Origin of the sequence: Haloarcula sp. H-GB4 (genome assembly GCF_030848575.1) — an archaeon.
Lineage (GTDB): Archaea > Halobacteriota > Halobacteria > Halobacteriales > Haloarculaceae > Haloarcula.
In genome coordinates this window covers 648,773-673,639 of sequence record NZ_JAVDDX010000002.1, presented here as the reverse complement: position 1 = coordinate 673,639, position 24,867 = coordinate 648,773, and the positions used below count along the sequence as shown (strand labels likewise).

22 protein-coding genes, 1 tRNA gene and 2 pseudogenes are annotated in these 24,867 nt (G+C 62.2%); 11 read left to right on the top strand and 14 right to left on the bottom strand.

Annotated features, from left to right (window positions below; all coding sequences use genetic code 11):
- Window positions 1-53 precede the first annotated feature (53 nt).
- Window positions 54-680 (bottom strand): zinc ribbon domain-containing protein, encoded by a 627-nt coding sequence (locus RBH20_RS11915; RefSeq protein WP_306708821.1) that lies wholly within the window; start codon window positions 678-680, stop codon window positions 54-56.
- A 264-nt stretch (window positions 681-944) separates the two neighbouring features.
- On the opposite strand from RBH20_RS11915, the gene RBH20_RS11910 reads away from it, so the two are divergent.
- Window positions 945-1,018, top strand: a tRNA-Tyr gene (locus RBH20_RS11910).
- 142 nt (window positions 1,019-1,160) lie between these two features.
- On the opposite strand, the gene RBH20_RS11905 is transcribed toward RBH20_RS11910, so the two are convergent.
- The gene (locus RBH20_RS11905) at window positions 1,161-1,979 is read right to left on the bottom strand and encodes a universal stress protein (RefSeq protein WP_306710444.1); all 819 of its coding nucleotides are present in this window, start codon (window positions 1,977-1,979) and stop codon (window positions 1,161-1,163) included.
- A gap of 232 nt (window positions 1,980-2,211) precedes the next feature.
- On the bottom strand, window positions 2,212-3,393 hold the full coding sequence (locus tag RBH20_RS11900; RefSeq protein WP_306708819.1) for an alanine--glyoxylate aminotransferase family protein: 1,182 nt from the start codon (window positions 3,391-3,393) through the stop codon (window positions 2,212-2,214).
- A gap of 526 nt (window positions 3,394-3,919) precedes the next feature.
- On the opposite strand from RBH20_RS11900, the gene RBH20_RS11895 reads away from it, so the two are divergent.
- The 3 genes from RBH20_RS11895 (at window position 3,920) to RBH20_RS11885 (ending at window position 6,499) form a co-directional block, all read left to right on the top strand.
- Window positions 3,920-4,909, top strand: coding sequence for an aldo/keto reductase (locus tag RBH20_RS11895; protein WP_306708817.1), 990 nt, complete (start codon window positions 3,920-3,922; stop codon window positions 4,907-4,909).
- 322 nt (window positions 4,910-5,231) lie between these two features.
- Window positions 5,232-6,056, top strand: a complete 825-nt coding sequence (locus RBH20_RS11890) for a YihY/virulence factor BrkB family protein (protein ID WP_306708815.1) — start codon at window positions 5,232-5,234, stop codon at window positions 6,054-6,056.
- Between the two features lie 80 nt (window positions 6,057-6,136).
- Window positions 6,137-6,499, top strand: coding sequence for a hypothetical protein (locus RBH20_RS11885; RefSeq protein WP_306708813.1), 363 nt, complete (start codon window positions 6,137-6,139; stop codon window positions 6,497-6,499).
- Window positions 6,500-6,526: 27 nt separating this feature from the next.
- On the opposite strand, the gene RBH20_RS11880 is transcribed toward RBH20_RS11885, so the two are convergent.
- Complete coding sequence (locus tag RBH20_RS11880; protein WP_306708811.1) at window positions 6,527-7,177, bottom strand: helix-turn-helix domain-containing protein; 651 nt, start codon at window positions 7,175-7,177, stop codon at window positions 6,527-6,529.
- A gap of 146 nt (window positions 7,178-7,323) precedes the next feature.
- Here RBH20_RS11880 and RBH20_RS11875 point away from each other — a divergent pair, with 146 nt between their 5' ends.
- Window positions 7,324-7,572, top strand: a complete 249-nt coding sequence (locus tag RBH20_RS11875) for a PRC-barrel domain containing protein (protein WP_369815292.1) — start codon at window positions 7,324-7,326, stop codon at window positions 7,570-7,572.
- Window positions 7,573-7,681: 109 nt separating this feature from the next.
- On the opposite strand, the gene RBH20_RS11870 is transcribed toward RBH20_RS11875, so the two are convergent.
- The 3 genes and pseudogenes from RBH20_RS11870 to RBH20_RS21345 form a co-directional block, all read right to left on the bottom strand.
- Window positions 7,682-8,029, bottom strand: a complete 348-nt coding sequence (locus tag RBH20_RS11870; RefSeq protein WP_306708807.1) for a four-helix bundle copper-binding protein — start codon at window positions 8,027-8,029, stop codon at window positions 7,682-7,684.
- 544 nt (window positions 8,030-8,573) lie between these two features.
- Window positions 8,574-8,909 (bottom strand): hypothetical protein, encoded by a 336-nt coding sequence (locus tag RBH20_RS11865; protein WP_306708804.1) that lies wholly within the window; start codon window positions 8,907-8,909, stop codon window positions 8,574-8,576.
- A gap of 776 nt (window positions 8,910-9,685) precedes the next feature.
- Window positions 9,686-10,319: pseudogene (locus RBH20_RS21345) on the bottom strand (ATP-binding cassette domain-containing protein); the annotation flags it as partial.
- Between RBH20_RS21345 and RBH20_RS11850 the strand changes: the two are divergent.
- Window positions 10,309-10,461 (top strand): annotated as a pseudogene (locus RBH20_RS11850) (acyl-CoA dehydrogenase family protein); the annotation flags it as partial. The pseudogenes RBH20_RS21345 and RBH20_RS11850 overlap by 11 nt on opposite strands.
- A gap of 48 nt (window positions 10,462-10,509) precedes the next feature.
- Here the strand turns inward: RBH20_RS11850 and RBH20_RS11845 are convergent.
- A complete protein-coding gene (locus RBH20_RS11845; protein WP_306708798.1) occupies window positions 10,510-10,953 on the bottom strand; it encodes a MaoC/PaaZ C-terminal domain-containing protein in 444 nt (147 codons plus the stop codon).
- Between the two features lie 276 nt (window positions 10,954-11,229).
- Here RBH20_RS11845 and RBH20_RS11840 point away from each other — a divergent pair, with 276 nt between their 5' ends.
- Complete coding sequence (locus RBH20_RS11840) at window positions 11,230-12,039, top strand: SDR family NAD(P)-dependent oxidoreductase (RefSeq protein ID WP_306708796.1); 810 nt, start codon at window positions 11,230-11,232, stop codon at window positions 12,037-12,039.
- A gap of 40 nt (window positions 12,040-12,079) precedes the next feature.
- Here the strand turns inward: RBH20_RS11840 and RBH20_RS11835 are convergent, their stop codons facing one another.
- On the bottom strand, window positions 12,080-12,775 hold the full coding sequence (locus tag RBH20_RS11835) for an HAD family hydrolase (protein WP_306708794.1): 696 nt from the start codon (window positions 12,773-12,775) through the stop codon (window positions 12,080-12,082).
- A gap of 167 nt (window positions 12,776-12,942) precedes the next feature.
- On the opposite strand from RBH20_RS11835, the gene RBH20_RS11830 reads away from it, so the two are divergent.
- Window positions 12,943-14,160 carry an acyl-CoA dehydrogenase family protein gene (locus RBH20_RS11830; protein ID WP_306708792.1) on the top strand — a complete coding sequence of 406 codons (1,218 nt, stop codon included), beginning with the start codon at window positions 12,943-12,945 and terminating at the stop codon, window positions 14,158-14,160.
- Window positions 14,161-14,186: 26 nt separating this feature from the next.
- Here RBH20_RS11830 and RBH20_RS11825 read toward each other — a convergent pair whose 3' ends face one another.
- The 3 genes from RBH20_RS11825 to RBH20_RS11815 all read right to left on the bottom strand — a co-directional run bounded on the left by RBH20_RS11825 (window position 14,187) and on the right by RBH20_RS11815 (window position 18,228).
- Entirely contained in the window at window positions 14,187-16,151 is a 1,965-nt protein-coding gene (locus RBH20_RS11825) for a 3-hydroxyacyl-CoA dehydrogenase/enoyl-CoA hydratase family protein (RefSeq protein WP_306708790.1), read from the bottom strand.
- 167 nt (window positions 16,152-16,318) lie between these two features.
- Window positions 16,319-17,389, bottom strand: coding sequence for a phosphotransferase family protein (locus tag RBH20_RS11820; RefSeq protein ID WP_306708788.1), 1,071 nt, complete (start codon window positions 17,387-17,389; stop codon window positions 16,319-16,321).
- 44 nt (window positions 17,390-17,433) lie between these two features.
- Window positions 17,434-18,228 (bottom strand): enoyl-CoA hydratase/isomerase family protein, encoded by a 795-nt coding sequence (locus RBH20_RS11815; protein ID WP_306708786.1) that lies wholly within the window; start codon window positions 18,226-18,228, stop codon window positions 17,434-17,436.
- Window positions 18,229-18,398: 170 nt separating this feature from the next.
- Between RBH20_RS11815 and RBH20_RS11810 the strand changes: the two genes are divergently transcribed.
- Entirely contained in the window at window positions 18,399-20,054 is a 1,656-nt protein-coding gene (locus tag RBH20_RS11810) for a long-chain-fatty-acid--CoA ligase (protein ID WP_306708784.1), read from the top strand.
- A gap of 145 nt (window positions 20,055-20,199) precedes the next feature.
- Window positions 20,200-21,261 (top strand): zinc-dependent alcohol dehydrogenase family protein, encoded by a 1,062-nt coding sequence (locus RBH20_RS11805; RefSeq protein WP_306708782.1) that lies wholly within the window; start codon window positions 20,200-20,202, stop codon window positions 21,259-21,261.
- Window positions 21,262-21,317: 56 nt separating this feature from the next.
- Here RBH20_RS11805 and RBH20_RS11800 read toward each other — a convergent pair whose 3' ends face one another.
- Window positions 21,318-22,787: an aldehyde dehydrogenase family protein gene (locus RBH20_RS11800; RefSeq protein WP_306708781.1), complete on the bottom strand. Its 1,470-nt coding sequence runs from the start codon at window positions 22,785-22,787 to the stop codon at window positions 21,318-21,320.
- Window positions 22,788-22,869: 82 nt separating this feature from the next.
- Between RBH20_RS11800 and RBH20_RS11795 the strand changes: the two genes are divergently transcribed.
- Entirely contained in the window at window positions 22,870-24,033 is a 1,164-nt protein-coding gene (locus RBH20_RS11795; protein ID WP_306708779.1) for an acyl-CoA dehydrogenase family protein, read from the top strand.
- A 59-nt stretch (window positions 24,034-24,092) separates the two neighbouring features.
- Here RBH20_RS11795 and RBH20_RS11790 read toward each other — a convergent pair whose 3' ends face one another.
- Window positions 24,093-24,863 (bottom strand): IclR family transcriptional regulator, encoded by a 771-nt coding sequence (locus tag RBH20_RS11790; protein WP_306708777.1) that lies wholly within the window; start codon window positions 24,861-24,863, stop codon window positions 24,093-24,095.
- Window positions 24,864-24,867 lie beyond the last annotated feature (4 nt).

The following is a 24,867-nucleotide window of genomic DNA, read 5'->3' as shown; positions in this document are numbered from 1 at the left end:
TACACTTTCCCGTTTACGGCGTTTGAGGGCGTGTAACGTGTGCAAACGCTAGTTTAGGTCTGGTCAAGTACATCCGCCGCAGGCGTTCGTCTACCACAACCCGGGCAGAAACCCCAGTCCGACCGGAGCTCATCACCGCAATCACAGAACACCCGGCGGGACGCCTTCTCACCACAGTTCGGGCAGTAAACGTGGTCAGAACCTATATTCTCACCACATTGCGCGCACGTCTTACGTTCCTCCGTGTCGGATCTGTCTCGTGTTTCCGCTTCTGTCTTACGCCTGCTCGTATCAGACGTTTGAACTTCGTCGTGGGACCGCTCGCCCTCGGTGCTCGCTCCTCGGTCAGCGGTGCGCCGTCGTTCGGTTTCGGCGTCCGCTGCCCCTGTGCTTACGCCGTCTAACGAGATGTTTACGTTGACATCCTGTGGTTGCGAGGGTTGGCGTCGCGTCTGCAGCCGGTCGGCGATGATGCTGTCGACGCGTTCTTCGATGAGTTCGTCGATCGTCTCGGCGTCGGTTACGGACTCCGACGACGACGACGATAGGTCCGACGCTGACGGTGACGCGTCTCCGAGGTACTCCCGGAGCGCCTCGCGCATGACCTCACTCTTCGAGGCGTCGAACGCCTCGAGTTGGTCGATGAGGTCATCGTCAGCACGGAACGTTATTTTACTCATCGGACTCGGTGAGAGTATTATACATGATGGTATTTTAATCTTCCCGCACTGTCTGACGCCCGTCAGCTACCGGCATGACGCGATACAGCTTCTTGCTCGGATTCGGTTCGTAGACTGGTTTGACCCGTCTATCAGAGCATCGGAGAACGGGTCAGACGTGTCTGACACGGTCCAGTGTGTCACCTCGCGTCGTGTGACCGTTCGCCGAACCCTCTGCGAATAACAACCCTTAAGTCCAGACGGCGGGGTATTTTCGGGTGTCGACCGCCCTTAGCTCAGACTGGTAGAGCAGTCGACTGTAGATCGACTTGTCCCCCGTTCAAATCGGGGAGGGCGGACTTGGTTTTCCTCGAATCATCGAACATAGTGAGACTGTAAGCGGAAGGCACACTCACCGAGCCGATTTGAGCGCCGTTCAGAGTGTTCAAACGAGGACAGACTTGCCTTTCGACCCTGCACCATCCGGCTGACTAGAGGTCATCAGCCGGTGAGCGTAACCGGGCGTTCGGCAGCGAGCATGATGTCCTGCGTGGTGCTCCCGAGGAGGACGTTCGCGATCCCCGACCGCTTGCGTCCGCCCATGACGATGTTATCGGCATCGCGGTCCGTTGCGGCGTCGAGTATCTTCCGTCCGACTTCACCGCCGACGGCGACCCGTTCGACGGGGATCCCTTCTGCTTCTAGGTGCTCCGCAGCAGTGACAGCGGCGTCGACCTCTTCGAAGTCGTGAGATGGAGCGCCCTTGTAATCCTGATGTGGGAACACGAAGAGGACCGTTGCTTCGACTGAATCGGGAGCGTTGGGAAGAGAAGCAAGATATTTAGCCTGGTTCCGTGCTCGCTCTTCGCTCGTATCGACTGGGACCAGTACCTGCCGTATCCCCTCCCCGAGCACGACACTCTCGCCCGTGATTGTGACTGGGCTTTCGGCCGAGAGCAACACGTCCTGTGCAGTACTGCCGAGCAAGACTTTCGAGACGCCCGATCGCTTGCGTCCGCCGACGACAATCTCACCACTGTCCAGTTCGGTCGCGGTACGGACGATCTGTTGGGCGACGCCGCCGTCATCAACCATCCGAGTCACGGAGATACCGGCCGCTTCCAGTTGGTCGGCTGCCTGGACGGCGGCGTCTATGTCATCGAACTCCGCCTCAGCAGCGTCGGCGAATTCATCCGGGGGAACCACGTAGAGCACTGTTGCCTCGACGGTTTCAGTGGCATCCGGGAGCCGTGAAACATAGCTCGCTTGATTCGACGCGCGCGCTTCGTCTCTGTCGACGGGTATGAGTACACTGTACATCACACATAGATATGTTAGCTAAGGTGAATTAAATCATGATATATATTCCCGCAGGGTAAGAAAGCCAGTCTGCGTGACCAGCTTGGTCGGATAGCGTGAACCATACTATTGTGATGTGCTTGAGGCAGTCGCCACAGGTCTCGAAACAAAGCAGAAATCGGGAGCCACGAGGTGGTAAAGATAGACCCGACAGAATCTCGCCTCGAACTGCGGGTGTCGGTTTGACGTGGCGTTAGAAGCGCTCGCTCATCGCCGCTAGCCCCGCGTCCACGTCTACGGCCGCGCCCTGCTCACCCAGCGCATTGCCCAGCGCTGCAAGCAGATAGCTGACGTTCTGCCGGCGGGCCGAATGGCCCATGCAGCCGATGCGCCAGATGTCGCCTTCCAGTGCGCCCAGTCCGCTGGCGATTTCGAGGTCGTACTCGTCCAGCAGGTACTGGATGACCGCGCCGTCGTCGACGCCGTCGGGCACACGGACGGTGTTCAGGCTCGGGAGCCAGAAGTCGTCCGGGGCGTTCATCTCCAGCCCCATGCCCTCGACGCCGGCTTTCAGCGCGCCAGCGACGCGCAGGTGACGGTCCCAGCGTTCTTCAATGCCTTCCTCGGCGACGAGGCGAAGCGCTTCACGGAGCGCGTAGACGTTCGTGATCGGGGCCGTGTGGTGGTAGGCGCGCTCATCGCCCCAGTACCCCTCCAGCAGCGAGATGTCCAGATACCACGAGCGGGCCTCGGACTCGCGGGAGAGGACCTTGTCCATCGCGTCGTCGTTAAGCGTGAGCGGGCTCGCGCCCGGCGGACAGGAGAGGCATTTCTGCGGGCCGGAGTAGGCCACGTCGATGCCCCACTCGTCCACGCGGAGTTCGACGCCGCCAAGCGAGGTCACGCTGTCGGCGATGACCAGCGCGTCGTTTGCGTGGGCGATGTCTGTGAGTTCGGGTACCGACGGCTGGAGGACGCCGGTACTGGTCTCGGCGTGGACGAACCCGAACACGTCCGGGCTGTGGTCGTCGAATGCCGCTTCAACCGCTGCCGGGTCGAGCGGCTGGCCCCAGGGGGCGTCGACGGTGACGACCTCGCCGCCCGCGCGCTCGGCCATGCTCGCCATCCGGTCGCCGAAGTAGCCGTTCGTCGGGACAAGCATCGTATCGCCCGGTTCGACGACGTTGCCGATGGCCGCCTCCATCGCCGCGGACCCGGTCCCGGAGACTGGAATCGTCCACTTGTTGTCCGTCCGGAACGTGTACCGGAGGAGGTCCTGGACCTCGTCCATGATCTCGATGAACGAGGGATCGAGGTGGCCGACCAGCGGCGTACTCATCGCCTTGAGTACGCGCGGGTGTACGTCGCTCGGGCCGGGGCCCATCAGCGTCCGGTCTGGTGGTGACAGCTCTCCGACAGCGGGTGCCTCGTCCATATCGTCTGTTACCCGGTGACTGGGCATTAAAATCCGCGGTCACGACTCTCTGTTCAGGGCGAGGTCGGTCCCACACCTCTGCTGAGAGCGTAACTCCCCCACGGTAAGAGTACAGTAAATCTCACTTTTGTGTCGCCAGTCCTTGGCTTCCACTACCCTACTCCATAATCACAATCGCCAGACGCCACTGGTGTGAAAGGTGTGAACAATCTACCCTGTTTTTACTCTCGTACTGCTAAGCTGGCGTGTGGTCGTCGATGGGATTGTTCGATAACGCTGCGTCCCCTGGGGAGGAACCGAGACGCCGATACACCTGTTTGGTGTGCCAGGCGTCGTTCGACGTTCAGTACCACTCGTGTCCGGACTGCGGTGCGTACGACATCCGCCGGACGAAGTGGCTCACGTAGCCCCCGGCGTCCACGTTGGCACGTCCACCGGACTGCCTGCTATCGGGCTACACTGCCCTTTTTTCAGGTTGTTGCCGCGTACCACAGCCACCAAGTGACCGCCGACGGTACGGTCGTCCATGAACCGACGACAGCTAGGGACGACAGGGTACGACGTGACAGACGTTGGACTGGGGACCTGGAACATCGGTGGTGACTGGGGCGATGTCTCGGCGGAGGAGGGTCGGGAAACGATCCGGACCGCGCTCGACGCTGGCGTCGATTTCATCGACACCGCCGACGTGTACGGTGACGGCTTCAGCGAGCAGCGCATCGCAGACGTGCTCGACGAACGCGGGGTCCGCGACGAAGTGACCGTCGCGACGAAGGCCGGCCGCCGGCTCGACCCACATACGGCCGACCGCTACAACTACGACAACCTCTCCGGGCACGTCGACCGCTCGCGTGAGTACCTCGGGACTGATACACTGGAACTGTTGCAACTGCACTGTCCGCCGACTGACGCCTACTACCAGCCCGAGACGTTCGACGCCCTCTCACGGCTGCAAGCCGAGGGGAAAGTCGCTCACTGCGGCGTCAGCGTCGAACGCGTCGAGGAAGCGCTGAAAGCCATCGAGTATCCGGAAATCGAAACGGTCCAGATAATTTTCAATATGTTCCGTCAGCGACCCGCGGAGCTATTCTTTCAGGAAGCCAAGCGCCGCGACATCGGTGTCATCGTCCGCGTCCCGCTGGCTTCCGGGCTCCTGACCGGGAAGCTCTCCCGGGACATGGAGTTTCCCGAGAACGACCACCGGAACTTCAACATCGAGGGCGAGGCGTTCGACCGCGGTGAGACCTTCGCTGGCCTCCCGGTCGACGCGGGCTTTGACGCTGTCGACGAACTCCGCGAGCACGTCCCCGAGCGGATGACGATGGCTCAGATGGCGCTACGCTGGATTTTGGACCACGATGCGGTGTCGACTGTCATCCCCGGCTCCACCTCGCCGGACCACGTCCGGGCGAACGCGGCGGTCAGCGAGATGGACCCGCTCTCAAATCAGGTTCATGGCGCGGTGCGGGACAGCTACGAAGAGTACGTCTTCGACGACGTCCACCATCGCTGGTAGTCGCCGCTGGATGAAAGTTTACGATTGCATATACTTTTGACAACGGTAAACAACGGCTGACGCAGCGAAATATGTCTCAGAATTCCATCTAGAACAACGCTGAAGTCCCCGAATTCATATACTGTATCTGATCATTCTGGCAATAGAAAACATATGGATTCAGACATTTATCGGCTATCTTCGTATCAGAATATGAGAAGGTGTCAGACACCTCTCGGACCTTGTGGTCCACACCGGAACTGCCAATCAGTCCGCGGCGGACACCGGCTCACACAATACCTGCCATCGCAGGCTTTCGTTCTATTCCCGTGGCTCGCGACCCATGTACTGTGAGCCCCGACCAGCTATCGATCACAGTCACCATCACTGGAACGCGCCCCAGATACCGATGAGCGGTATCGCAACCGGACACGAGATCGTTCAGCGGGCCCGCGATGAGAACGTCCCGTTTATGGGAGCCAGCATCGCCTACTATGCGATTGCGTCGATCGTCCCGCTCCTCGCGCTCTTGCTCGCTGTGCTCTCTACGTTTGGGGGCACCGCGACGCTGTTGGAACTGCTTCGGACGGTCCTCTCAGAGAACGGTCAGATGATTCTGACAGAGTTGCTTGAGAACACGCGCGGCCATGGGGCGACCGGAACCCTGAGTCTGGTGTTCGTCGTCTGGAGCGGCAGCAAGGTGTTCCGCGGCCTCTCCGTCGCCTTTACCCAGGTGTATTGCGAAGTCGCGGAGATATCGCTGCTGGCTCGACTCGTCCGCAGCGCAATCGTAATGGGCGTGCTCCTCGGTGCTGTCGTCTTTCTGTCGGCCACTAGCGTCGCACTCACGTACGTCCAGTTTCAGGTCCCGTATCCGATGCTGGTCGGCAACCTCGCTGCATTTGCCGCCCTCGTTATCGCGTTCGTCCCGATATACTACGTTCTGCCACCCGTCGAAACCTCGCTTACACACGTCGCCCCGGGAGCGCTGTTTGCCGCGGCGGGCTGGATCACCATCCAGGTCGGATTTTTCTATTACGCTGGGACTGCCGGTCAGTACGCGGCATACGGCTACCTCGGCGCGCTGCTCCTGTTCGTCACGGCGCTGTATCTGGCTGCCATCGTGTTGCTGCTCGGTGTCGTCGTTAATGCGACGCTGGACTGGTAGCATCTGTGGGCGGCCGCGTCGAGTCTTGCATTGGCAGGCAGTAGCTTCCTTCTGGTTCCTCCGGTCTATCCAGTCGCCACATGAGCGAATCATCGTCACTGCGGCCCCGGGTCGCCGGGCGTCTGCAGTCCAGCGCGGAACAAGCCATCAAACGACCGGTCAAGGAAGCGGTACAGGAGGTACTCGCGGACGCGGCTCAGACCGGGGACGGAAACGCTGAAGTTGGAAAAGCGGCCGCGACTCCGGAGAGACACGCCAAAGCGGACTCGTCGGACAGCACAGACGCTGACCAGTCGGCGTCGTCTGGCGGGGACGACGAACCGGTCGGCTCGCGTTCAGGCTCCGGCAGTCGACTCCGGTCTCGCCGGACGCTGGCCTTCGGGCTCGTTGTACTCGGTGTCTACCTCTCTCGCCGCCGTCGGTCTTCAAGCGGGGAAACGTAGCGCCGGCAACGATGCACGGTCCGTGCGTCAGTCGAAATCGACAAACAGCACGTCCTCGACAAGGGCGTCGGTCGCGCGTCTGAGCCGCTCGGAGGCTGCCTGGTGTGTTATACCCAGCGCGTCGGCGAGCTCTGACAAATCTACCTCGCGGGGCACCTCGAAGTAGCCGCGGTCGGACGCCTCGGCGAGAATCTCGTACTGGGCCGACGTAAGTCCGTAGCGACCCGCCGGGTCTTCGTCGAGTTCCCGGATCGAGGAGACCTCGAAGGCGAGGTTGTGCTCTGCACAGAAGTCGTGTGTCTTGGAGAACAGCGAGCGCCGCGGATACAGTACGCGCAGTTTCCAGGCCGTTCCCTGGCCTACGGCATCGAGAATCGTCGCCTCTGAGTTAGTGAGCATCTGAACGATGAGGTCGACGTGGTCGATCCACTCCATCCTGAACAGCCACTCGTCCTCAAAGTCGCCCAGCAGTTCGACGTTGTCAACGGAGGGGTCCGCTTCGAGTGTTTGCTCGATGTCCTCGCGCTGGCTCCCACGGACCCACAGCATCGGCATGAGTGCGTCGTCACCGCTCGTGACGATCCGCTCGATTTCGAACTGCAACTCCGGTAACTGTTCCAGCGAGTGATTGAGCGCCAGGTCGCTGGCCGGAACCGTCCCGGAGACGATGGTGGGCATAGATACCCGAACTGGGAGTGGCACGCTAGTATGTCTTTCCGTTGACTATTACGGGTCGGTGGCCACGTGACCGTTTCGCCGCCCGATTGGCGGCTGCGTGTGCAAGCACGTCGGTGATGCGCGTCCCGCCGGTAGCGACGACTGCAATGTCTACGATCCAGTTGACCGACGACGATGTCGGCAAGACAGTTGTCACGAGTACCGGCGACGAAATCGGCATCGTCAGCGGGTACAGATACGGCACCGCCTACGTTGACCCTGATCCCGGGCTGAAAACGACACTCCTGACGAAACTCGGCTGGGAAGACACCGACGCCGATGACGGTTACCCGCTGCAGACTGATGCCGTCGACACCATCACCGAGGATCAGATCCGTCTCAGCACGGACCTGTAACAGACAGACGGTCAGAAACCGGGGTATCGTGCTACGACTGTTTTTGCATTCGAGCCCGAACGGGGAGGCGGTGACAAACCGTGTTGCTCGTTCGTGCCGTCGGTCGCCGTTATTTGACCATCGCTTCACAGGCCTCAGCACACTCTGAAAGGACCTCCGCACAGGTACGGCAATGGTCGTGGTCGTGCTGCTGACACTCTTTGGCACACTCCCGACAAACTGTCGCGCAGAGCCCGGCCATCGCTTCTCGGTGTGATGACCCTCGCGCGAGGAGCTTGCAGTGGAGGGCTGCAACGTCCGTCACGTCATGACAGTGCCGAATACACTCGGTCATGCCGTCGAGTTCCGCACACTCGTCGGCACACCACTCGCACACGTCGACTGCTTCTCGACACAGTTTCAGACACTCGCGTTCCCGCTCGCTCAGATGTGCTGCGTCAGTGAGGGGCTGTGACATTACGGTCTTTGCTACTGCCTGTTCGTCCACGAGAGTGCGGCCTGCATGCGAAAGCTGGCCTGTCAGCCACAAGATAGCTGGTGTCACAGCCAGTTTCGGGCTGCCAACGCGGTTTGCGGTCCCGGCTCAGGACCTGCAGTTGTGTAATGGGCGTATCAAAGACCAATGCCGGGTGGGCAAACCCGGCGTGAAACCGTCCCGTACAGGGGAGCATGAGACGGTGGGCGTCGGGAGAGTACGAGCACCCAATGTGCTCGCAGACAGTGCTCCGCGCCATCCGATATTTGTTATATAGCTCTTTATTTGCTGACCGTCGGTGAACTGGGCAGCAGGAGGCCGCTACTGAACGTTGTCCACACCGACCGACATGCGTCGTCGTTGAACACCGCAACTGGTACACTGGCGGGTCTTATGGTTGTCGACTTCGGCCATTACTGTCCGTTTGCGACGGACTAGCCAACCGCTACTGGCTGGGTCGTGGGACATCACGACACCGGTCTGGTGTGAAACGAGTCGGCCCACGACGGGTCCGCCGAAGTGGTCCTTATTCTTCGGTGGTGAGTTTCGGGCCTGGCTTCCAGGTGTTGCCTTCGAGGACAACAAGGTCGTAGCGTTCGAGCACCTGAAGCGTGTCGACGACTGCCTGCGCGTCGAAGGAGACGGTCATATCCTCGGGCAGTTGCTGGGCGATTGCGCTGCGTGTCCCACCGTCCATCCGGACCACCGTGTCGAGCAACTGTTCGAGGTCGTCGAGTAGTGAGACGAGCGATGTCGATCCCTCATCTTCTGTCGCCAGTTTCGACATAACTTCGTCGTAATTCCCCGATATCTCCATCGATACTGACACGGCCTCGCCTTCGATGTCGTCTTCGTCTCCCATGGCAGCAAATATATGCACACTTGTAGAAATGCGTTTCCATATCTCTTACAACAGCCCCATCTGACGGCTGTTTCACTGCAAAACCGAGTTGTATGGATATCATTGTGTTGCCCCCATATACCTCTATAAGCTAGAATTGAGATATACTCTTCACAAGTCTGGAAACCAATACGTGGGTATAAAAATAAAAAATCTTATCGAGTCTCGTAGTTCCAAATTACTTCGATATATATTGCTTATTTGGACTTGCATCTCTGGCCGAGTCTGGTACTATAGCCTCGGTAATCGCACACTTCATCGAAGATGCACTGCTCTGTGCTAATGGTTCAGATAAATCGAACGAGAGGCGACACACGGTTAACGAGGCAGGCTGCCCGCTCTTCTCCGCCTGGATAACAAAAGTACGGTTATTATCACTCTATACTGAACAGTCTCCTGTCTCTCGCGCTGGACCGGGCTCCGGGCGAGCCACGGTGTCGTGGAACACCGTCAGTTTCAGCATACGGAACGACAGCGCTTCGATTGTGTTTGTTTCCGGTTGCTTTGCGTTTGCCGACGATGGAACAAGGTGATGCGGAAAATACCAGCACGCGCGTACAGCAACAGATGCGCATATTTCGCGGGGCGCTGTAGTCGGTAGGTGGCCATCCGCCGCTCCCACTGTCACAGCACGTGTTCGAAAATGTGAATTATCGGCAGCGAACCGCGACTGCGGGACTGCCAGCCGGCGACAGGCATGGTGTACCATGCCCTTCATTTACCTCACCAGCGCCCGCTCAGTGGATGCCGACGTATGCCTCCGTGATGTAGTCGTTATCCTGAAACTCCGCCGCGGAGCTACTGAGTTTGACCCGGCCGGATTCCAGCAGCGAGAGCCGGTGGGCGTGGCGCAGCGGGAACGTAGCGTTCAGCTCGACGAGCAGGAGTGTCTGGACTTGGTCGTTCAGCGTCTCGATAGCGTCACCGATGTTGTCGATGATAACGGGGGCCAGCCCGAGCGTCGGCTCGTCGAGAACGAGTAGCTCCGGGTCGTCCATCAGTGCCCGTCCAATGGCCAGCATCTGCTGCTCGCCGCCGCTCATGGTCTGGCCTGCTGGTCCCGACGATCATCGAGCCGCGGGAACAGGTCAGATACCATCTTCAGGTCAGCCCGGATGGCATCGTGGTCCTCGCGGAACGATTCGAACTGCTCGGAGAGTTGCCGGACCTCCGATTGGTTCAACCCGGGAAGGGTTCATCGAGCAAGAGGAGGTCCGGCTCTGTTGCCAGCGCTTTCGCAATTTCGAGGCAGCGAACATCGGCGTGATGTAGGGTGCTATGGTTGTCGTTGAGCGCGTCCTCGATGTTGACCTGTGCGGCGTAGCCGGCGATTGCATCGTCGCTTGCACCCCCGTCGAACGAACTGGCCGACGCGGCGATTCAGGTCCACGGCGGCGCGGGCTACGTCACCGACCACAACGTCGAGCGGTACTACCGCGACGCCCGCATCACCAAGATCTACGAGGGGACCAGCGAGATCCAGAAGAACATCATCGCCGACCGCGTGCTGTGAGGCCGCGACAGACGGACTGCCGACGCTGTCACTGATTCGACAGCCGGCCTACCGCCGGAGCGTCAGGAACTCGGCCGAGAAAACAGCTTCGTCGGCCTGATTCAGCGCGGTGACTTCGGTCCGGACGACGCCCGTCGCAACCGGGTGGTCCCGCCGTTCCGTGTCGACAATCTCAGCCTCGACGTGAATGGTATCTCCCAGGAACACCGGCTTGATGAACCGAACCCGGTCGATGCCGTAGAACGCGACCATGTGCCGCTTTTCGGCCTCGTCGCGGGCCTGCCATAGGAGGCCAGTGACGACCGAAAACACCAGCGCGCCGTGGGCGATACGCTCGCCGTACCCCGAGTCGGCCATCCGCTCGGCATTCGTGTGGAGATGATTGAAATCCCCGCTGACACCCGCGAAGTTGACCACGTCGGCCTCGGTGATGGTCCGTCCCGAGGTGGTGAAGCTATCGCCAACGTCGACTGCGTCGAACTCGCCGGTCATCTTACCGGCCCTCGCAAGCGGCCGTGGAACGGCGCTTCGGTTGCTGGTCGAGTCGGCACTGCCGCGTTCGTACCCGCCGGTCCCGGGACTGCGGTCCGCTACTGTTGCTGGACATACACGTCGGAACCGTGTCCCGCACCGGTGTTAATCCTACCGGGGCTCGCCGGTTACTCGCGACACCACACAGGGAGACACAGCGTCTACAGGCTGTTCTGACTGTTCAACTATATTCAACGGAACCCGGCAGAGAGCGTTCAGGACGTAGCTTTATTGCGGATGCCCGAGATGTTCGATGCGATGTCAAAGCCACACACGGAGCGGTTTCGCCTGGAGGATCAGCGGGCGATTATCACAGGTGCATCGAGCGGCATCGGCCGGGCAATCGCGGAGGAGTTCGCGGCCGACGGGGCCGATGTGGTTGTCTGCTCGCGCGAACAGGACAACGTCGGACCGGTAGCCGACGAAATCAACGACAGCGACCGGCCCGGCGAAGCGGTCGCTATCGAATGCGACGTGACAGACCGCGAGGCCGTCGAGGCGCTTGTGGAAGCGACCGTCGACGAGTTCGGCGGACTGGACGTGCTCGTGAACAACGCCGGCGCGAGCTTCATGTCCGGGTTCGACGACATCAGCGAGAACGGCTGGAAAACCATCGTCGACATCAACCTCCACGGGACCTACCACTGCACGCAGGCGGCCGGGGACGCGCTAGCCACGGACGGCGGTGGGACGGTCATCAACCTCTCCAGCGTCGCCGGAGAACAGGGCGCACCGTATATGAGCCACTACGGGGCCGCAAAGGCCGGCGTCAGCAATCTCACGTCAACGCTGTCAGCGGAGTGGGCTGACCGCGACATCCGCATCAACTGCATCGCGCCGGGCTTCGTCGCCACGCCAGGCGTCGAGTCACAGATGGGTGTCAGCGCCGACAATATCGACCGCGAAGCCGTCGAGCGCCGAATCGGTCTCTCGGAGGAGATTGCCGATATCGCGCTGTTCCTTGCCAGTCCGGCGTCGTCATACATCGTTGGCCAGACGATCACCGCCGCCGGTGTTCCACGGCTCGAAGAGACGCCCGACATCTGAGCGCCGGGAAGTCCCAGCAACGACAGCCGGAGTCGCGGCCTCACTCTGCGACGCCGAGCCAGTCCGGCAACTCCCGGAGGTCGTCGAAGGCGATATCCACGGCAGGTCCGTCCTCGGCTCCGTAGGCAACCGTCCACAGCCCGGCCCGTGTTCCGCCGTCCATATCGTGCTCGTAGCGGTCACCGATCATCACAGCTTGTGCCGGTTCGACTCCGGCTTTTCCGAGCGCCGTTACGAACATCGCCGGGTCCGGTTTGGTCTGACCGACGGCCTCCGAGGCGGTGTACGAATCCATCGCGTCCCAGACGCCGAAGGTCCGAAGGAGTTGCTCACCCTCGTCGTCGTCCACATCGCTGATGACGCCCTGATGGAGCGGCGCGTCTGCCAGATCCTCGATCGCCGTGACGGCGTCGGGGTTGGGCTCGACCTGTTCGTTACGGATTTCCTGAAACAGTGATTCCCACTCGGTTTCCGCGGGATTGACTGTCAGAATCTCATCGACTGCCCGCCGGTAGCCCTCGCGGGCTGGCCGGAACGCTGTCCCTTCGCGCTCGTCGAAGTACGTTCCGAGAACATCCCGCCATCGTTCGAGGGCCGCGTCGGAATCCCCAGTCGCCGGGTATTCGGCACACAGGCGTTCGACAAACTCGCGGTGGGCCGCCCGGACGGACGCCATCCGAAGGATTACGCCCCCGATGTCCCAGAAGACGGCCTCAACGTCTGGACTCTCGGTCACGGCAGCGGCTTGGACTGGCCCGGGTATGAAACTACCGCCGACGCTCTGAGTCCGTGGGTGCATCGTGATGGGCGTCCCAGGGCACAGCTCTGGAAAATAAACGACCGACCACGCGTTCGCTGTGCTCCAACACTTATGATGTCGACGTGCGAGAACGAGAATGTGCCATGATATCGTTCACCGATTCCGAGGCCGCGACTACGCTTGCCGAGCGTGCCCGAGCGTTGATGGACGAGGTCGTCATCCCGCGGGAGCGAGAACTCGCGGGCGGGACGGCTATCTCCGATGCAACAGTCCGCGACCTCCGCGCTGCCGCACGGGAGTACGACGTGTACGCCCCACAGATACCCGAGGAACACGGCGGGATGGGCTACGATTTCCGTGACGTGTTGCCGACATTCGAGGAAGCGGGCCGAAGCCTCCTTGGCCCGATTGCGATGCGCGTCGACGCGCCCGACGAGGGGAACATGCACCTGCTGGAGATGCAGGGTACCGAACTCCAGAAATCGGAGTACCTCGACCCGCTCGTCGAAGGCGAGATACAGTCGGGCTTTGCAATGACGGAGCCGATGCAGGGCGCGGGCTCCGACCCGAAAATGATACGCACCACGGCGGAGAAGGACGGCGACGAGTGGGTCATCGACGGCCACAAGTGGTGGACAACCGGTGGCGTTGACGCCGATATTCTGCTCGTCTTCGCTCGGACGGACGAGGACGTACACCCGTATGAGGGGTGTTCAGTGTTCATCGTCCCGGCCGACGCCGACGGCGTGGACATCGTTCGGAACATTCCGCATATGGGCAGCCAGGGCGACCCGAAGGGCCACGCCGAAATCGAGTTCAACGGCGTTCGCGTCCCCGAAGAACACCTGCTGGGCGAGGAAGGCAACGGCTTCCAGCACGTCCAGCAACGGCTCGGCCCGGCGCGGCTCACCCATTGTATGCGCTTCTCGGGGATGGCTGAGCGGGCGCTGTCCATCGCCAAGGCCTACACCACCGAGCGGCAGGCCTTCGGCGACTCCGTGGCCGACAAACAGCACGTCCGGTTTGAAATCGCCGAACAGGAGACACAGATTCAGGCCGCGCGGGCGCTGGTCCGGGCCGCCGCGGACGCCATCGCCGCCGGCAAAGAAGCCCGCGTCGAGGTGTCGATGAGCAAAGTGTTCGCCGCCCGAGCGACGCAGGACGCCATCGACACTGCGGTCCAGTTCTGTGGCGGCAACGGCATCGGCCGGGACCTCCCGCTGGCGGACTTCTATGAACTGGTCAGGACGTTCCGCATCGTCGACGGGGCCGATGAGGTCCATCTTCGGACCATCGCCCGCGAGGCCTTCGAGGACGTGGACAGCGAGGAACTGGAGCCAGTGCGTCGCTACCGCGAGTAGGATAGGGCCGTCAGCGGCAACGGTCGCTACTCTCCCTCGAACTCCGGTTCGCGGTCGGCCGCAAAGGCCGCCGTCCCTTCCGCTACGTCGTCAGTCGTCAGCAGGAGCGCAAAGGCCTGGCTCTCCATTTCGAGGCCGGCGTCGAGGCTCTCGTCGGCTCCTTCGTTCATCACACGCTTGGCCTTCCGCAGAGCAATCGGCGGCCCGGAAACGAGGTCCGAAACGAACTCTTCGACCACGTCATCGAACTCGTCGGCGTCGACGGCCCGGTTGATGAGTCCCCAGTCGGCCGCCCGCTCGGCGGAGATGTGCTCGCCGCGGAACACGAGTTCTTTCGCTCGGGCGTCGGTCAACATTCGGATCGCACGCTGTGTCCCACCGCCGCCGGGGAGCAGGCCGAGCGTGATTTCGGGGAAGCCAAACTCCGAGTCGGTCGTCGCTAGCCGGAGGTCACAGGCAAGGGCGAGTTCCAGCCCCGCGCCGAGACAGTAGCCGTCGATGCGCGCCAGTGTCGGCCGGGGGTACTCGGCGACCGTCGTGAACACTGCTGTCGGCTCTGAGGTCTGTGCTGGGTCGCGGTCCGCAAAGCCGGAGATGTCGGCTCCGGCAGAGAAGGCGCGGTCGCCGGCCCCTTCGAACACGACGGCCCGGACATCGTCCTCGTCAACCGACGAAAGCAGGTCGACGACCTCGTCCGCGAGGGTTTCGCTGATAGCGTTCATTCGCGATGGGCGGTCGAGTTCCACTTCTAGCAGGCCATCGTCATCGAGTTCCCAGTTAATCGTGTGGTAGTCGCCCGGGCCGTCGCCGGTGTCGTACTCGTGGAAGCCCCGGCCCGCTTCCGTGCCGGTGTGGCCGGCTTCTACGAGCTCAACAAGGTACTCCGCCGGCTCGTAGCGGTCGTCGCCGTGTTTGTCGTAGAGCGTTCGGAGTTTTCCGAGGATATTGTCGAGGCCGATGTCATCGGCCCGGCGGCAGGTTCCCTCGGGGAAGCCCGCCCCGAGTCGCATCCCCGTGTCGATGGCCTCTGCCGTCGCTACGTCGTCGCCGACGAGCTTTGCGGCCTCGTTCGCCATCACCGCTTCGACGCGGAGATGGTCGAACCCCTCGGCATCCTCCGGGACGTACTCCGGGCCGCCGCCGTCGTCATAGTCGTAGTACCCCTTGCCGGTCTTGCGGCCGAGGTTTTCGTTTTCGACCTTCTCTTCCATGATCGGCGGAATCGGCGTCCCGGCCTCCGTCCGGACGTGGTAGCCGATGTCGATGCCGGTCAGGTCGCCGAGTTCGAACGGGCCCATCGGGTAGCCTCGCTCGTGGACCATCGCGGCGTCGGCCTGCCGGATGGTCGCCTCGCCCGCCGAGACCATCCAGGCCGGCTCGCTCATGAACGGTCCGAGGACAGAGTTGACGACGAACCCACGCACGTCCTTACGGACGTAGATCGGCGTCTTGCCGAGAGATTCGATGAACTCGTAGCCGCGCTGGGCTGTCTCGTCGGTCGTTGCCTCGCCGTAGATGACTTCGACGAGGTCCATCTTCACCGGCGGATTGAAGAAGTGAAGTCCCAGCACCGAGTCCGGCCGCTCCGTCGCTGCGGCGATCTCCGTAATGGACAGCGAGGAGCTGTTCGTCGCCAGCAGCGCATCTTCGGGCGCTGCGGCGTCGACGGCTTCGAAGATGTCCTGTTTCACTGAGAGCTGTTCCGGGCCGGCTTCGATGACCAGATCCGCGTCGCTCACCGCCGCTTCCAGATCGGTCGTCGTCGCGACCCGCGCCGCCACGTCGTCGGGGTCCTCGTCGAGTCGCCCCTTCTCGGCGAGCTTTTCGAGCGACCACTCGATTTCCTCGTAGCCGTCCTCGACGATGTCCGCCTCGATGTCACGCAGCACGACGTCGTAGCCGGCGATTGCCGTGACCTCGGCGATGCCGTGGCCCATCGTTCCCGCACCGAGCACTGCAACTGTCGCTATCTCTGTCTGCTCTGCTCGCATACGCGTAGTGTCTATTGCAACACATATCAATCATCCCCCTAGCGTCCGTTTTGTGTCGCAATACGTCGACGATTATTACCAGCCAGAAAGCCCCCGGCGAGCTGTGTATGTGGTTGCTGCCATCTGCCGGGACTTCGACACCCAAATGAGCTCTTGCTTCGTCTCTGCTAGAGCGGTTCGTCGCCTTCGATAATCCGAATCGCACGGTCGGCCAGCGCCGGGACACGGTTCTCCATCAATGGATAGAACGGGTCGTCAGCGTTGCCTTCCAGATAGCGGCGGTAGAACATCTCACCGAGGGCGGCGAGCTTGTACACGGCGAGCGTCCGATAGAACCGCTCGTGTTCGAACGTCAGGCCGGTCTGGGCTTCCCAGCGGTCGACCAGGTCCGTCCGGGTCAGGTAGCCCGGTGCTTCGATGAACTCCATCGCGAGGTCGGGAATCTCCGGCTCGGGGTCCTTGGCGTCACGCCAGTACGAGAGCAGCCAGCCGAGATCGGCCCGTGGGTCGCCCAGCGTCGCCATTTCCCAGTCGAAGACGGCGGCGAGGTCCGGGTCGTCACCGGGGCCGAACATCACGTTGTCGAGCTTGTAATCGCCGTGAACCAGCGTCTCTGGATGGTCGTCAGGGCACTCGTCCTGGAGCCACGAGCCGACCCGCTCCAGTTCAGGGACAGTGCGGGATTCGGCCGTCCGCTCGAACGCCCAGGCCAGTTGTTTCCCCCAGCGCGCGACCTGCCGCTTCGCATACCCGTCTGCACGGCCGAGATCTGACAGGCCGACGGATTCGGTATCAACCTCGTGGATAGCCGCGAGGGTGTCGACCAGCTCGGTGCCGACTGCCGCTCGGGCGTCGTCGTTCCCGAAGCGCGCTGGCTCGTCGTCTCGGATGACGGTCCCCTCGACGCGGGCCATGACGTAGAAATCGCTGCCGATGACCGACTGATCGTCACAGGCCGTCACCGTCGGCGGGACCGGTACGGCTGTGTCCTGCAGTGCGTCGATGACGCGATACTCTCGCAACACGTCGTGGGCTGTCTCGGCGGTCTGGCCCGGCGGGGGCCGCCTGACGACCAGCTCACGGTCACCCCAGGTGACAAACAACGTCTCGTTGGAGTGGCCCTGCTCGTGGCGCGTAACGTCGAACGTCTCGACCGGCCCTATCTCCCTCGTAAGAAACTCTTCGAGCGCACTTTCGTCGACCAGCCGCTGGTAGTAGTCGCTGCTGTGCTCAGTCATGGTCGCTGATTGGGTTCGGTATCATGAAAAGCTGGGGGTCGTGTTCACCGTCCGACGAACTCTGGCCGGCGGTCGGTCAGGAACGCCTCGACACCCTCCTCGTGGTCGACTGTCTCGAAGACGATGCCCTGGGCCGTCGCCTCGTCGCGCTGGGCGCGGTCGAAAGACTTCTCCAGACCGTCCTGAAGCAGCCGCTTGGAATGCCGGAGGGCAATGGTTGGCCCATTGGCAATGCGGCTGACAGTCGCCGCGACTTCGGACTCGAACGCTTCGGCGTCGTAGACGTGGTTAAACAGGCCCAGTTCCGTGGCTCGCTCGGCGTCCAGAATCTCGCCGGTGAACACGAGTTCCTTTGCGACGTTTGTCCCGACGACTCGTGGGAGCAGATACGACGTGCCGGCGTCGACGCTGAGGCCGACCTGCCGGAACACGAAGCCGATGCTGGCCGACTCGCTCGCCAGCTGGATGTCACAGGCGATCGCGAGGTTCGCGCCGGCCCCGACGGCCGACCCGTCGACCTTCGCGACGGTCGGGACCGGCAGTGCGACGACTCTGGCGATGGTGTCGCGGGTCCGCCGGGCCAGTTCGCTGACGGCGTCGTCGGTCGGGTCGTCGTTCGTGAGCCGCTCGCTCATCCCCTCGATGTCGCCGCCGGCCGAGAACGACTCGCCAGTGCCCTCGATGACGACACATCGAACATCGGACGCTGTCTCGATAGTGTCGAGGTGGCGCTCCAGCGCGTCGTACACAGGCTGTGTGAGCGCGTTCCGCATCTCCGGTTCATTCAGCGTCAGCGTGGCGATGCCGTCGTCGATGGCGAGCAGTACGGATTCGCTCATCGGATATCCCTCCGTGGTAGCTGCATGGGGTCGCTTCACACGGTCCCGGTATAAATTTACCGCTGGTTTACAGTTTCAGTTAGCGCTGGCCACGAATGGAGATGGCACGCCACAGGCCACCACAGATAGCAGGGCTAGTTTTAACATATCGGTGTGTGTTGACACGGAGTATGCCAGGTGGTGCACCACTCAACCTCCGGTCATTCCTGTGGCGTGGCGAGAACGTGTTCCCCGACAGCGAGATCGTCTCGCGGACACATCAGGGGATTCACCGGTACACGATAGCGGACTACGCCGAACGCGTACGGAAGCTAGCCTCTGCCCTCGAACAGGCGGGCATCGAACGCGGCGACAGAGTCGGGACGTTCGCCTGGAACAATCACTGGCACCAGGAAGCCTACTACGGGGTCGCCTGCATGGGCGCACAGGTCCACATGATTAACCTCCTCCTGCCCGACGAGCACATCCAACACATCGTAGCCGACGCCGAGGACGAAATCCTCATCGTCGACCCCGTCATGCTAGAAAAGCTCGAAGGTGCCTACGACGAGGAGGCCTTCGCGTCCGTCGAGCAGTACATCGTGATGGGCGACACCGTCCCCGAAACGTCGCTGGGGCCAGTCGTCGATTACGAATCGTTCATCGCCGACGGCGACCCCGATTACTCCTTCCCGCAACTGCCCGAGGACCAGCCGGCGGGGATGTGCTACACGTCCGGGACAACAGGCAAGCCGAAAGGCGTCGAGTACACCCAGAAGATGTACTGGACACAGGTCATGTCGTTGATGACCAGTCAGGCCGGAATCAAGACCGACGACGTGGAGCTAACGTACGTCCCGATGTTCCACGTCAGCGGCTGGTGTCGCCCGTTCACGACTATCGCTGCCGGCGCTAAGACGGTCCTCCCCGGGCCGAATCCATCGGCCGAGGATCTAGCGAAGCTCATTGACGAAGAGGACGTGACCGTCTCCGCAGCGGTCCCGACCGTCTTCATGGACCTGCTGGAGTACGCCCGTGACACCGACGTGGATTTCTCCTCGGTTCGGTACTTCACCAGCGGCGGGTCCGCGACGCCGCGGTCACTGATGGAAGATTACAAGCAGGAGTTCGATGTGGACCTCATCTCCGGCTACGGCATGACCGAGACATCACCAGTCACCCACGCCTACGAGCCCAAGCCCGGAATGACGGACCTGCCGGAGGAGGAACTGTTCGACCTGCGGAGCCACTCCGCGGGGCTCCCGATTGCCGGGCTGGAGTTCAAAGTCGTCAACACCGACGGCGAGGAAGTGCCTTGGGACGGCGAGTCGCTGGGCGAACTCTGGATGCGTGGCCCGTGGGTCACACAGGAGTACTACAACGCTCCCGACGCGACCGAACAGGCCGTCACCGACGACGGTTGGTTCAAAACCGGTGACATTGTCCGGGTGAGCCCGGAGGGGTACGTCGACGTGGTCGACCGGATGGATGACTTGGTTAAGAGCGGCGGCGAGTGGATCGCCAGCGTCGAGGTCGAAAACGCGGTTATGGGTCATGACGAAGTCGTCGAAGCCGCAGTTGTCCCTGTTCCCCACGAGCGGTGGGACGAACGCCCTGCCGCGTTCGTCGTCACACGCGACGCTGTGTCCGATGAAGCCGCGCTCCGTCAGGAAATCAAAGACCTCGTCGCCGAGTCCTATCCGTCGTGGTGGGTCCCCGACGCCATCCGTCTGGTCGATGGGATCCCCAAGGGTGCGACCGGGAAATTCTCCAAGCAGACGCTCCGTGACGAGTACGTTGACGAGTCGGTCATCGAAACCGTCGCCGAGAACGCCCCGGCGACGTAATTCGGCTGAAGCGTGGCGGAGCTTTTGGCTGTCAGACACACTATCGACGGCGGCGTTCTCGGTAGTGTGCAGCCATCGTACGGCTCCAGCCACAACAGCCCCAATCGCGAATAAATATTTATGATACCCCTGTGATGATTGTGGTATGCGAGCAGCTGTCATTGAGGAGCACGGCGAACCGCTCACGATTCAGGACGTGCCCTATCCGGAGCCCCAGCCGGACCAAGTCGTCATCGAGACCGAAGCCTGCGGGGTCTGCCGGAGCGACTGGCACGCTTGGCAGGGGGACTGGGAATGGTTCGGCATCCAGACCGGTCCCGGGCAGATTCTTGGTCACGAGCCGGCCGGGGTCGTCGCCGACGTGGGTGCGGACGTCGAACAGTTCTCCGAGGGAGATCGCGTCACAGTTCCGTTCCACCTCGGCGACGGGTCGTGTCAGTACTGCCAGCGCGGGCACGCCAACATCTGTGAGACATCGATGCCGCTCGGCTTCCTCGACGCCGCACCGGGGGCGTTTGCCGAGGCGTTCCCTGTTCGCGAAGCTGACTTCAACTGCGTCACGCTGCCGGACGCGGTCGACTTCACCGAGATGGCTGGGCTCGGCTGTCGGTTCATGACGGCGTACCACGCGCTGACTGACCGGGCGGATCTCAGGCCGGGCGACGCCGTCGCGATCCACGGCTGTGGCGGCGTTGGACTCTCGGCAGTCCATATCGCCGATGCGCTGGGGGCCGAACCGATTGCGATCGACGTGCAGGACAGCAAACTCGACCGGGCACAGGACCTCGGCGCGGCGGCGACAATCAACGCTGCCGAGGTGGACAACGTTCCTGGTGAGGTTCATGCAGTCACGGACGGCGGGGCCGATGTGGCTATCGACGCGTTGGGTATCGCGGAGACGTGTCGCAATGCTGTCGGGTCGCTGGACAAGCAGGGCACCCACGTGCAGGTCGGACTCACGACTGACGAAGAGGCCGGGGAAATCTCCCTGCCAGTGGATACGATGACCCTGCAGGAAATCGACTTCCACGGCTCTTACGGGATGCCGCCGATCCGCTACGACGAACTGTTCCGGCTCATCGACGCCGGGACGCTCAACCCCTCAAAGATTGTCGGTGAGACGCTTGCACTCGAAGACGTGCCGGCGACCCTCTCGTCGATGGGCGAGTACGAGACGGTCGGCATCCCCGTTATCGACGAGTTCTGAGGCGTTACGGGGCCACCATAGATTTCCACAACGCCGTTGACGGCGCTATCGACAGTTCAGAGCAGCTGGTAGTCGCGCTCTTCGTGCTGGACGGAGATCCACTTGGTCTCGGTCAGTTCGTCCATGATCCACTCACCGTTGTACCGGCCGAGGCCGGAGTTCTTCATCCCGCCGAACGGGGCGTTGGGTTCGTCCTGAATCGGATGGTCGTTGACGTGGACCATCCCGGCGTCGATCTGGTCGGCGATGGACCGGCCGTGTTCGATATCATCGCTGTACACGCCCGCAGCGAGGCCGTACTCGGTGTCGTTGGCGAGTTCGACGGCTTCCTCGTCGGACTCGAAGGGAATGACCGGGGCGACGGGGCCGAAGTGCTCGTTGCATGCCGCGGACATATCGTTGGTACACCCTGAGAGGACGGTCGGCTCGAGGAACAGGTCCTCCGCCTCGCCACCTGTTTCCAGCGTCGCGCCGGCATCGACAGTCTGCTCGATGAACGTGGTGAGCTGGTCGACCTGGCTCTCGTTGATGATCGGACCGAACTCCACATCCTGGTCAAGTGGGTTTCCGATAGTCAGCGACTCCGCGTGTTCGACGAGCTTCTCGACGTACTCATCGTAGACATCCTCGTGGACGAGGTGGCGGTTAATCGAGATACACACCTGTCCCTGATGCCCGAACGCGCCGACAGAGCCGGCCTTGGCGGCCGCCTCGATATCGGCGTCCTCAGTGACGACGAACGGTCCGTTTCCACCGAGTTCAAGCGCCGGGAGGGCGAGCGCGTCTCCGGCCTGACTGGCCACGGACCTGCCGACTGCCGTGGACCCGGTGAACGACATCACGCGGGCGGTCGGGTGGCCGGCCATCCGGTCGCCGATGTCGGAGCCGTGGCCCGTGACGACGTTGACGACGCCGTCCGGGAGGCCGGCTTCCTCGGCGATGTCGGCAAGCAGGAGGCCGCCGGTAATTGGCGTGTCTGTTGCGGGCTTGATGACGACAGTGTTCCCCAGCGCGAGCGCGGGGCCGAGCGCTCGTGTCGTGAGGTGCAGCGGGAAGTTCCACGGGGAAATAATCCCGACGACGCCAGCGGGCTCGCGGACGATGTGATGGTCCTTGTCCTCGTGATACATCGAATCACGTACCTCTTCTTCCGGCGGGACCATCTCCAGTGCGCTCTGGAAGTCCGCCATTGCGAAGTTGGCCTCAGCAGTTGCTTTGGCCTGAACACTGCCCGACTCCGTCGCGAGCAGTTCGATGATCTCGTCGAGTCGTTCCTGCATCACCCCGATCATCGCTTGGACGTACTCGTTGCGCTCCTCGCGCGACAGCGCCGCCCAGTCGGACTGGGCCGCATCGGCTGCCTGATAGGCATCGTTGACATCGCCCTCCGTTCCGGCGGGTACCGCCGCGAACTCATCGCCTGTCGCGGGGTTAGTCACCGGAATCGTCTCAGATGCGCCAGCGTCTCTCCACTCACCGTCGATGTACAGTCGGTCCCACGCCGTCTGGCTATCTGGTTGTGACATTCCATAGTATCGACAGCGCCACGGACTTTTACCACTTTGGCAGCAGGCAAACGCTTAATTGAACCCCGGCCACAGATCCTATATGATCGATTACCTCGGTCTCGAAGGCGACCTCGGCAAGGAAGAGCGGATGGTCCGTGACACAGCCCGGGAGTTCGTCGAGAACGAAGTCAAGCCGGACGTCGGGCAACACTGGATCGACGGCACGTTCCCGACGGACCTCATCACCGAGATGGGTGAACTCGGATTTTACGCCCCGAATCTTGATGGGTACGGCCTGCCGGGGCTCAGTGAGACGGCGTACGGCCTCCTGTTGCAGGAACTGGAGGCCGGCGACAGCGGCCTGCGTTCGATGGCCAGCGTGCAAGGCGCGCTCGTCATGTACCCGATTCACGCCTACGGTAGCGACGCCCAGAAGGAGGAATGGCTGCCAGCACTCGGCAGTGGCGAGCGGGTGGGCTGTTTCGGTTTGACCGAGCCCGAACACGGCTCGAACCCGTCAGCGATGGAGACGACGGCCGAGCGCGACGCCGACGGCTACGTCCTGAACGGCTCGAAAACGTGGATCACGAACGCGCCAATCAGCGACGTCGCAGTGGTCTGGGCAAAAGTCACATCCGCCGATGGCAACCCTGTGCGGGGCTTCCTCGTCGAAACGGAGCGTGACGGCGTGACGACGAACAAGATAGACGAAAAGCTCTCACTGCGGGCCTCGATTACCGGTGAGATCAGCCTGCAGAACGCCCGCGTCCCCGAGGAGAACGTCCTGCCGGGTGTCGAGGGGATGAAAGGACCGCTGTCCTGTCTCACGCAGGCCCGCTACGGCATCGCCTGGGGGACGGTCGGAGCCGCCATGGACTGTTTCGAGACTGCTCATGAGTACGCCACCGACCGCGAGCAGTTCGGCAAACCGATCGCCGGCTACCAGCTCCAGCAGGAGAAGCTCGCTGAGATGGCGACCCAGATATCGTTAGGCCAGCTGCTCGCCCACCGGCTCGCCGACCTGAAGGAACGCGGCGACCTCCGTCCGGAACAGGTGTCGATGGCAAAACGAAACAACGCGCGGATGGCCCGCGAGCAGTCACGGGTGGCCCGCGAGATGCTTGGCGGCAACGGCATCACGGCCGATTACTCCCCGATGCGGCACCTGACGAACCTCGAAACCGTCTACACCTACGAAGGATCTCACGACATCCACTCGCTAATCCTCGGACACGACCTGACTGGCATCCCGGCCTTCGAGTAGGGCGGCTGTCCGATACCTTCCGGTATGTGGGACGACCCGTCGGCGTGAAACAGCACTTCTCAATCGTACGTGAGGTCGATTTTCAGTTCGCTGGCTTTCCGTTCCAGCAGATCGGGGTACGTCGATTCGATGTCCTCTTGGCTTACCCGGCCGCTCGGGCCGAAGACACTCAGCGCGCCGATGAGGTCGTCCTCGTGGTTGTACACCGGCACGCCCGCCGCCCGCAGGCCATCCATGTGCTCGGACATATTGGTCGCATAGCCCTGCTCGCGGATCTGTTCGAGTTCCTCGAGCAGCGCGTCCCGGTCGGTAATCGTGTTCGCCGTCAGCCCGTCGAGGGACGCGGTTTCGGCGAACTCCTCGATGTGTTCGTCAGTCCACTCCGCGAGGATGGCTTTCCCTGAGGCGAGCGCGTGCAACGGCCGGCGTTTGCCGATCATTGTGTCGCTCTGGAGCGGATTCCGGCCGCCGGCCCGGTGCAGATACACGCCCTCGAACCCCTCCGCGACCAGAAACAGGGCTCGCTCGTCGGTCTCTATCGCCAGTTCGATGACTTTCTGCTTGGCGACGAGATAGCCTGGCCGCCGTATCCGCGGTGGTTCGCTGAGTTGCAGAAACCGAAGCGACAGCCGGTACTCCCCGTCTTCCTCAACGAGATAGTCCATGTCGTGCAGCGTCTTGAGGTGCCGATACACCGTGCTCTTTGCGAGGTCCGTCTCCGCCCGGATGTCTGCGATTGTCGCGCCACTCGCGTCCCGAATCAGCCCCAGAATCTCGAACGATGTCCGGGTTGTCGACACCTCGGACGTTCCGTTCTTGTTTTCGAGCATACGG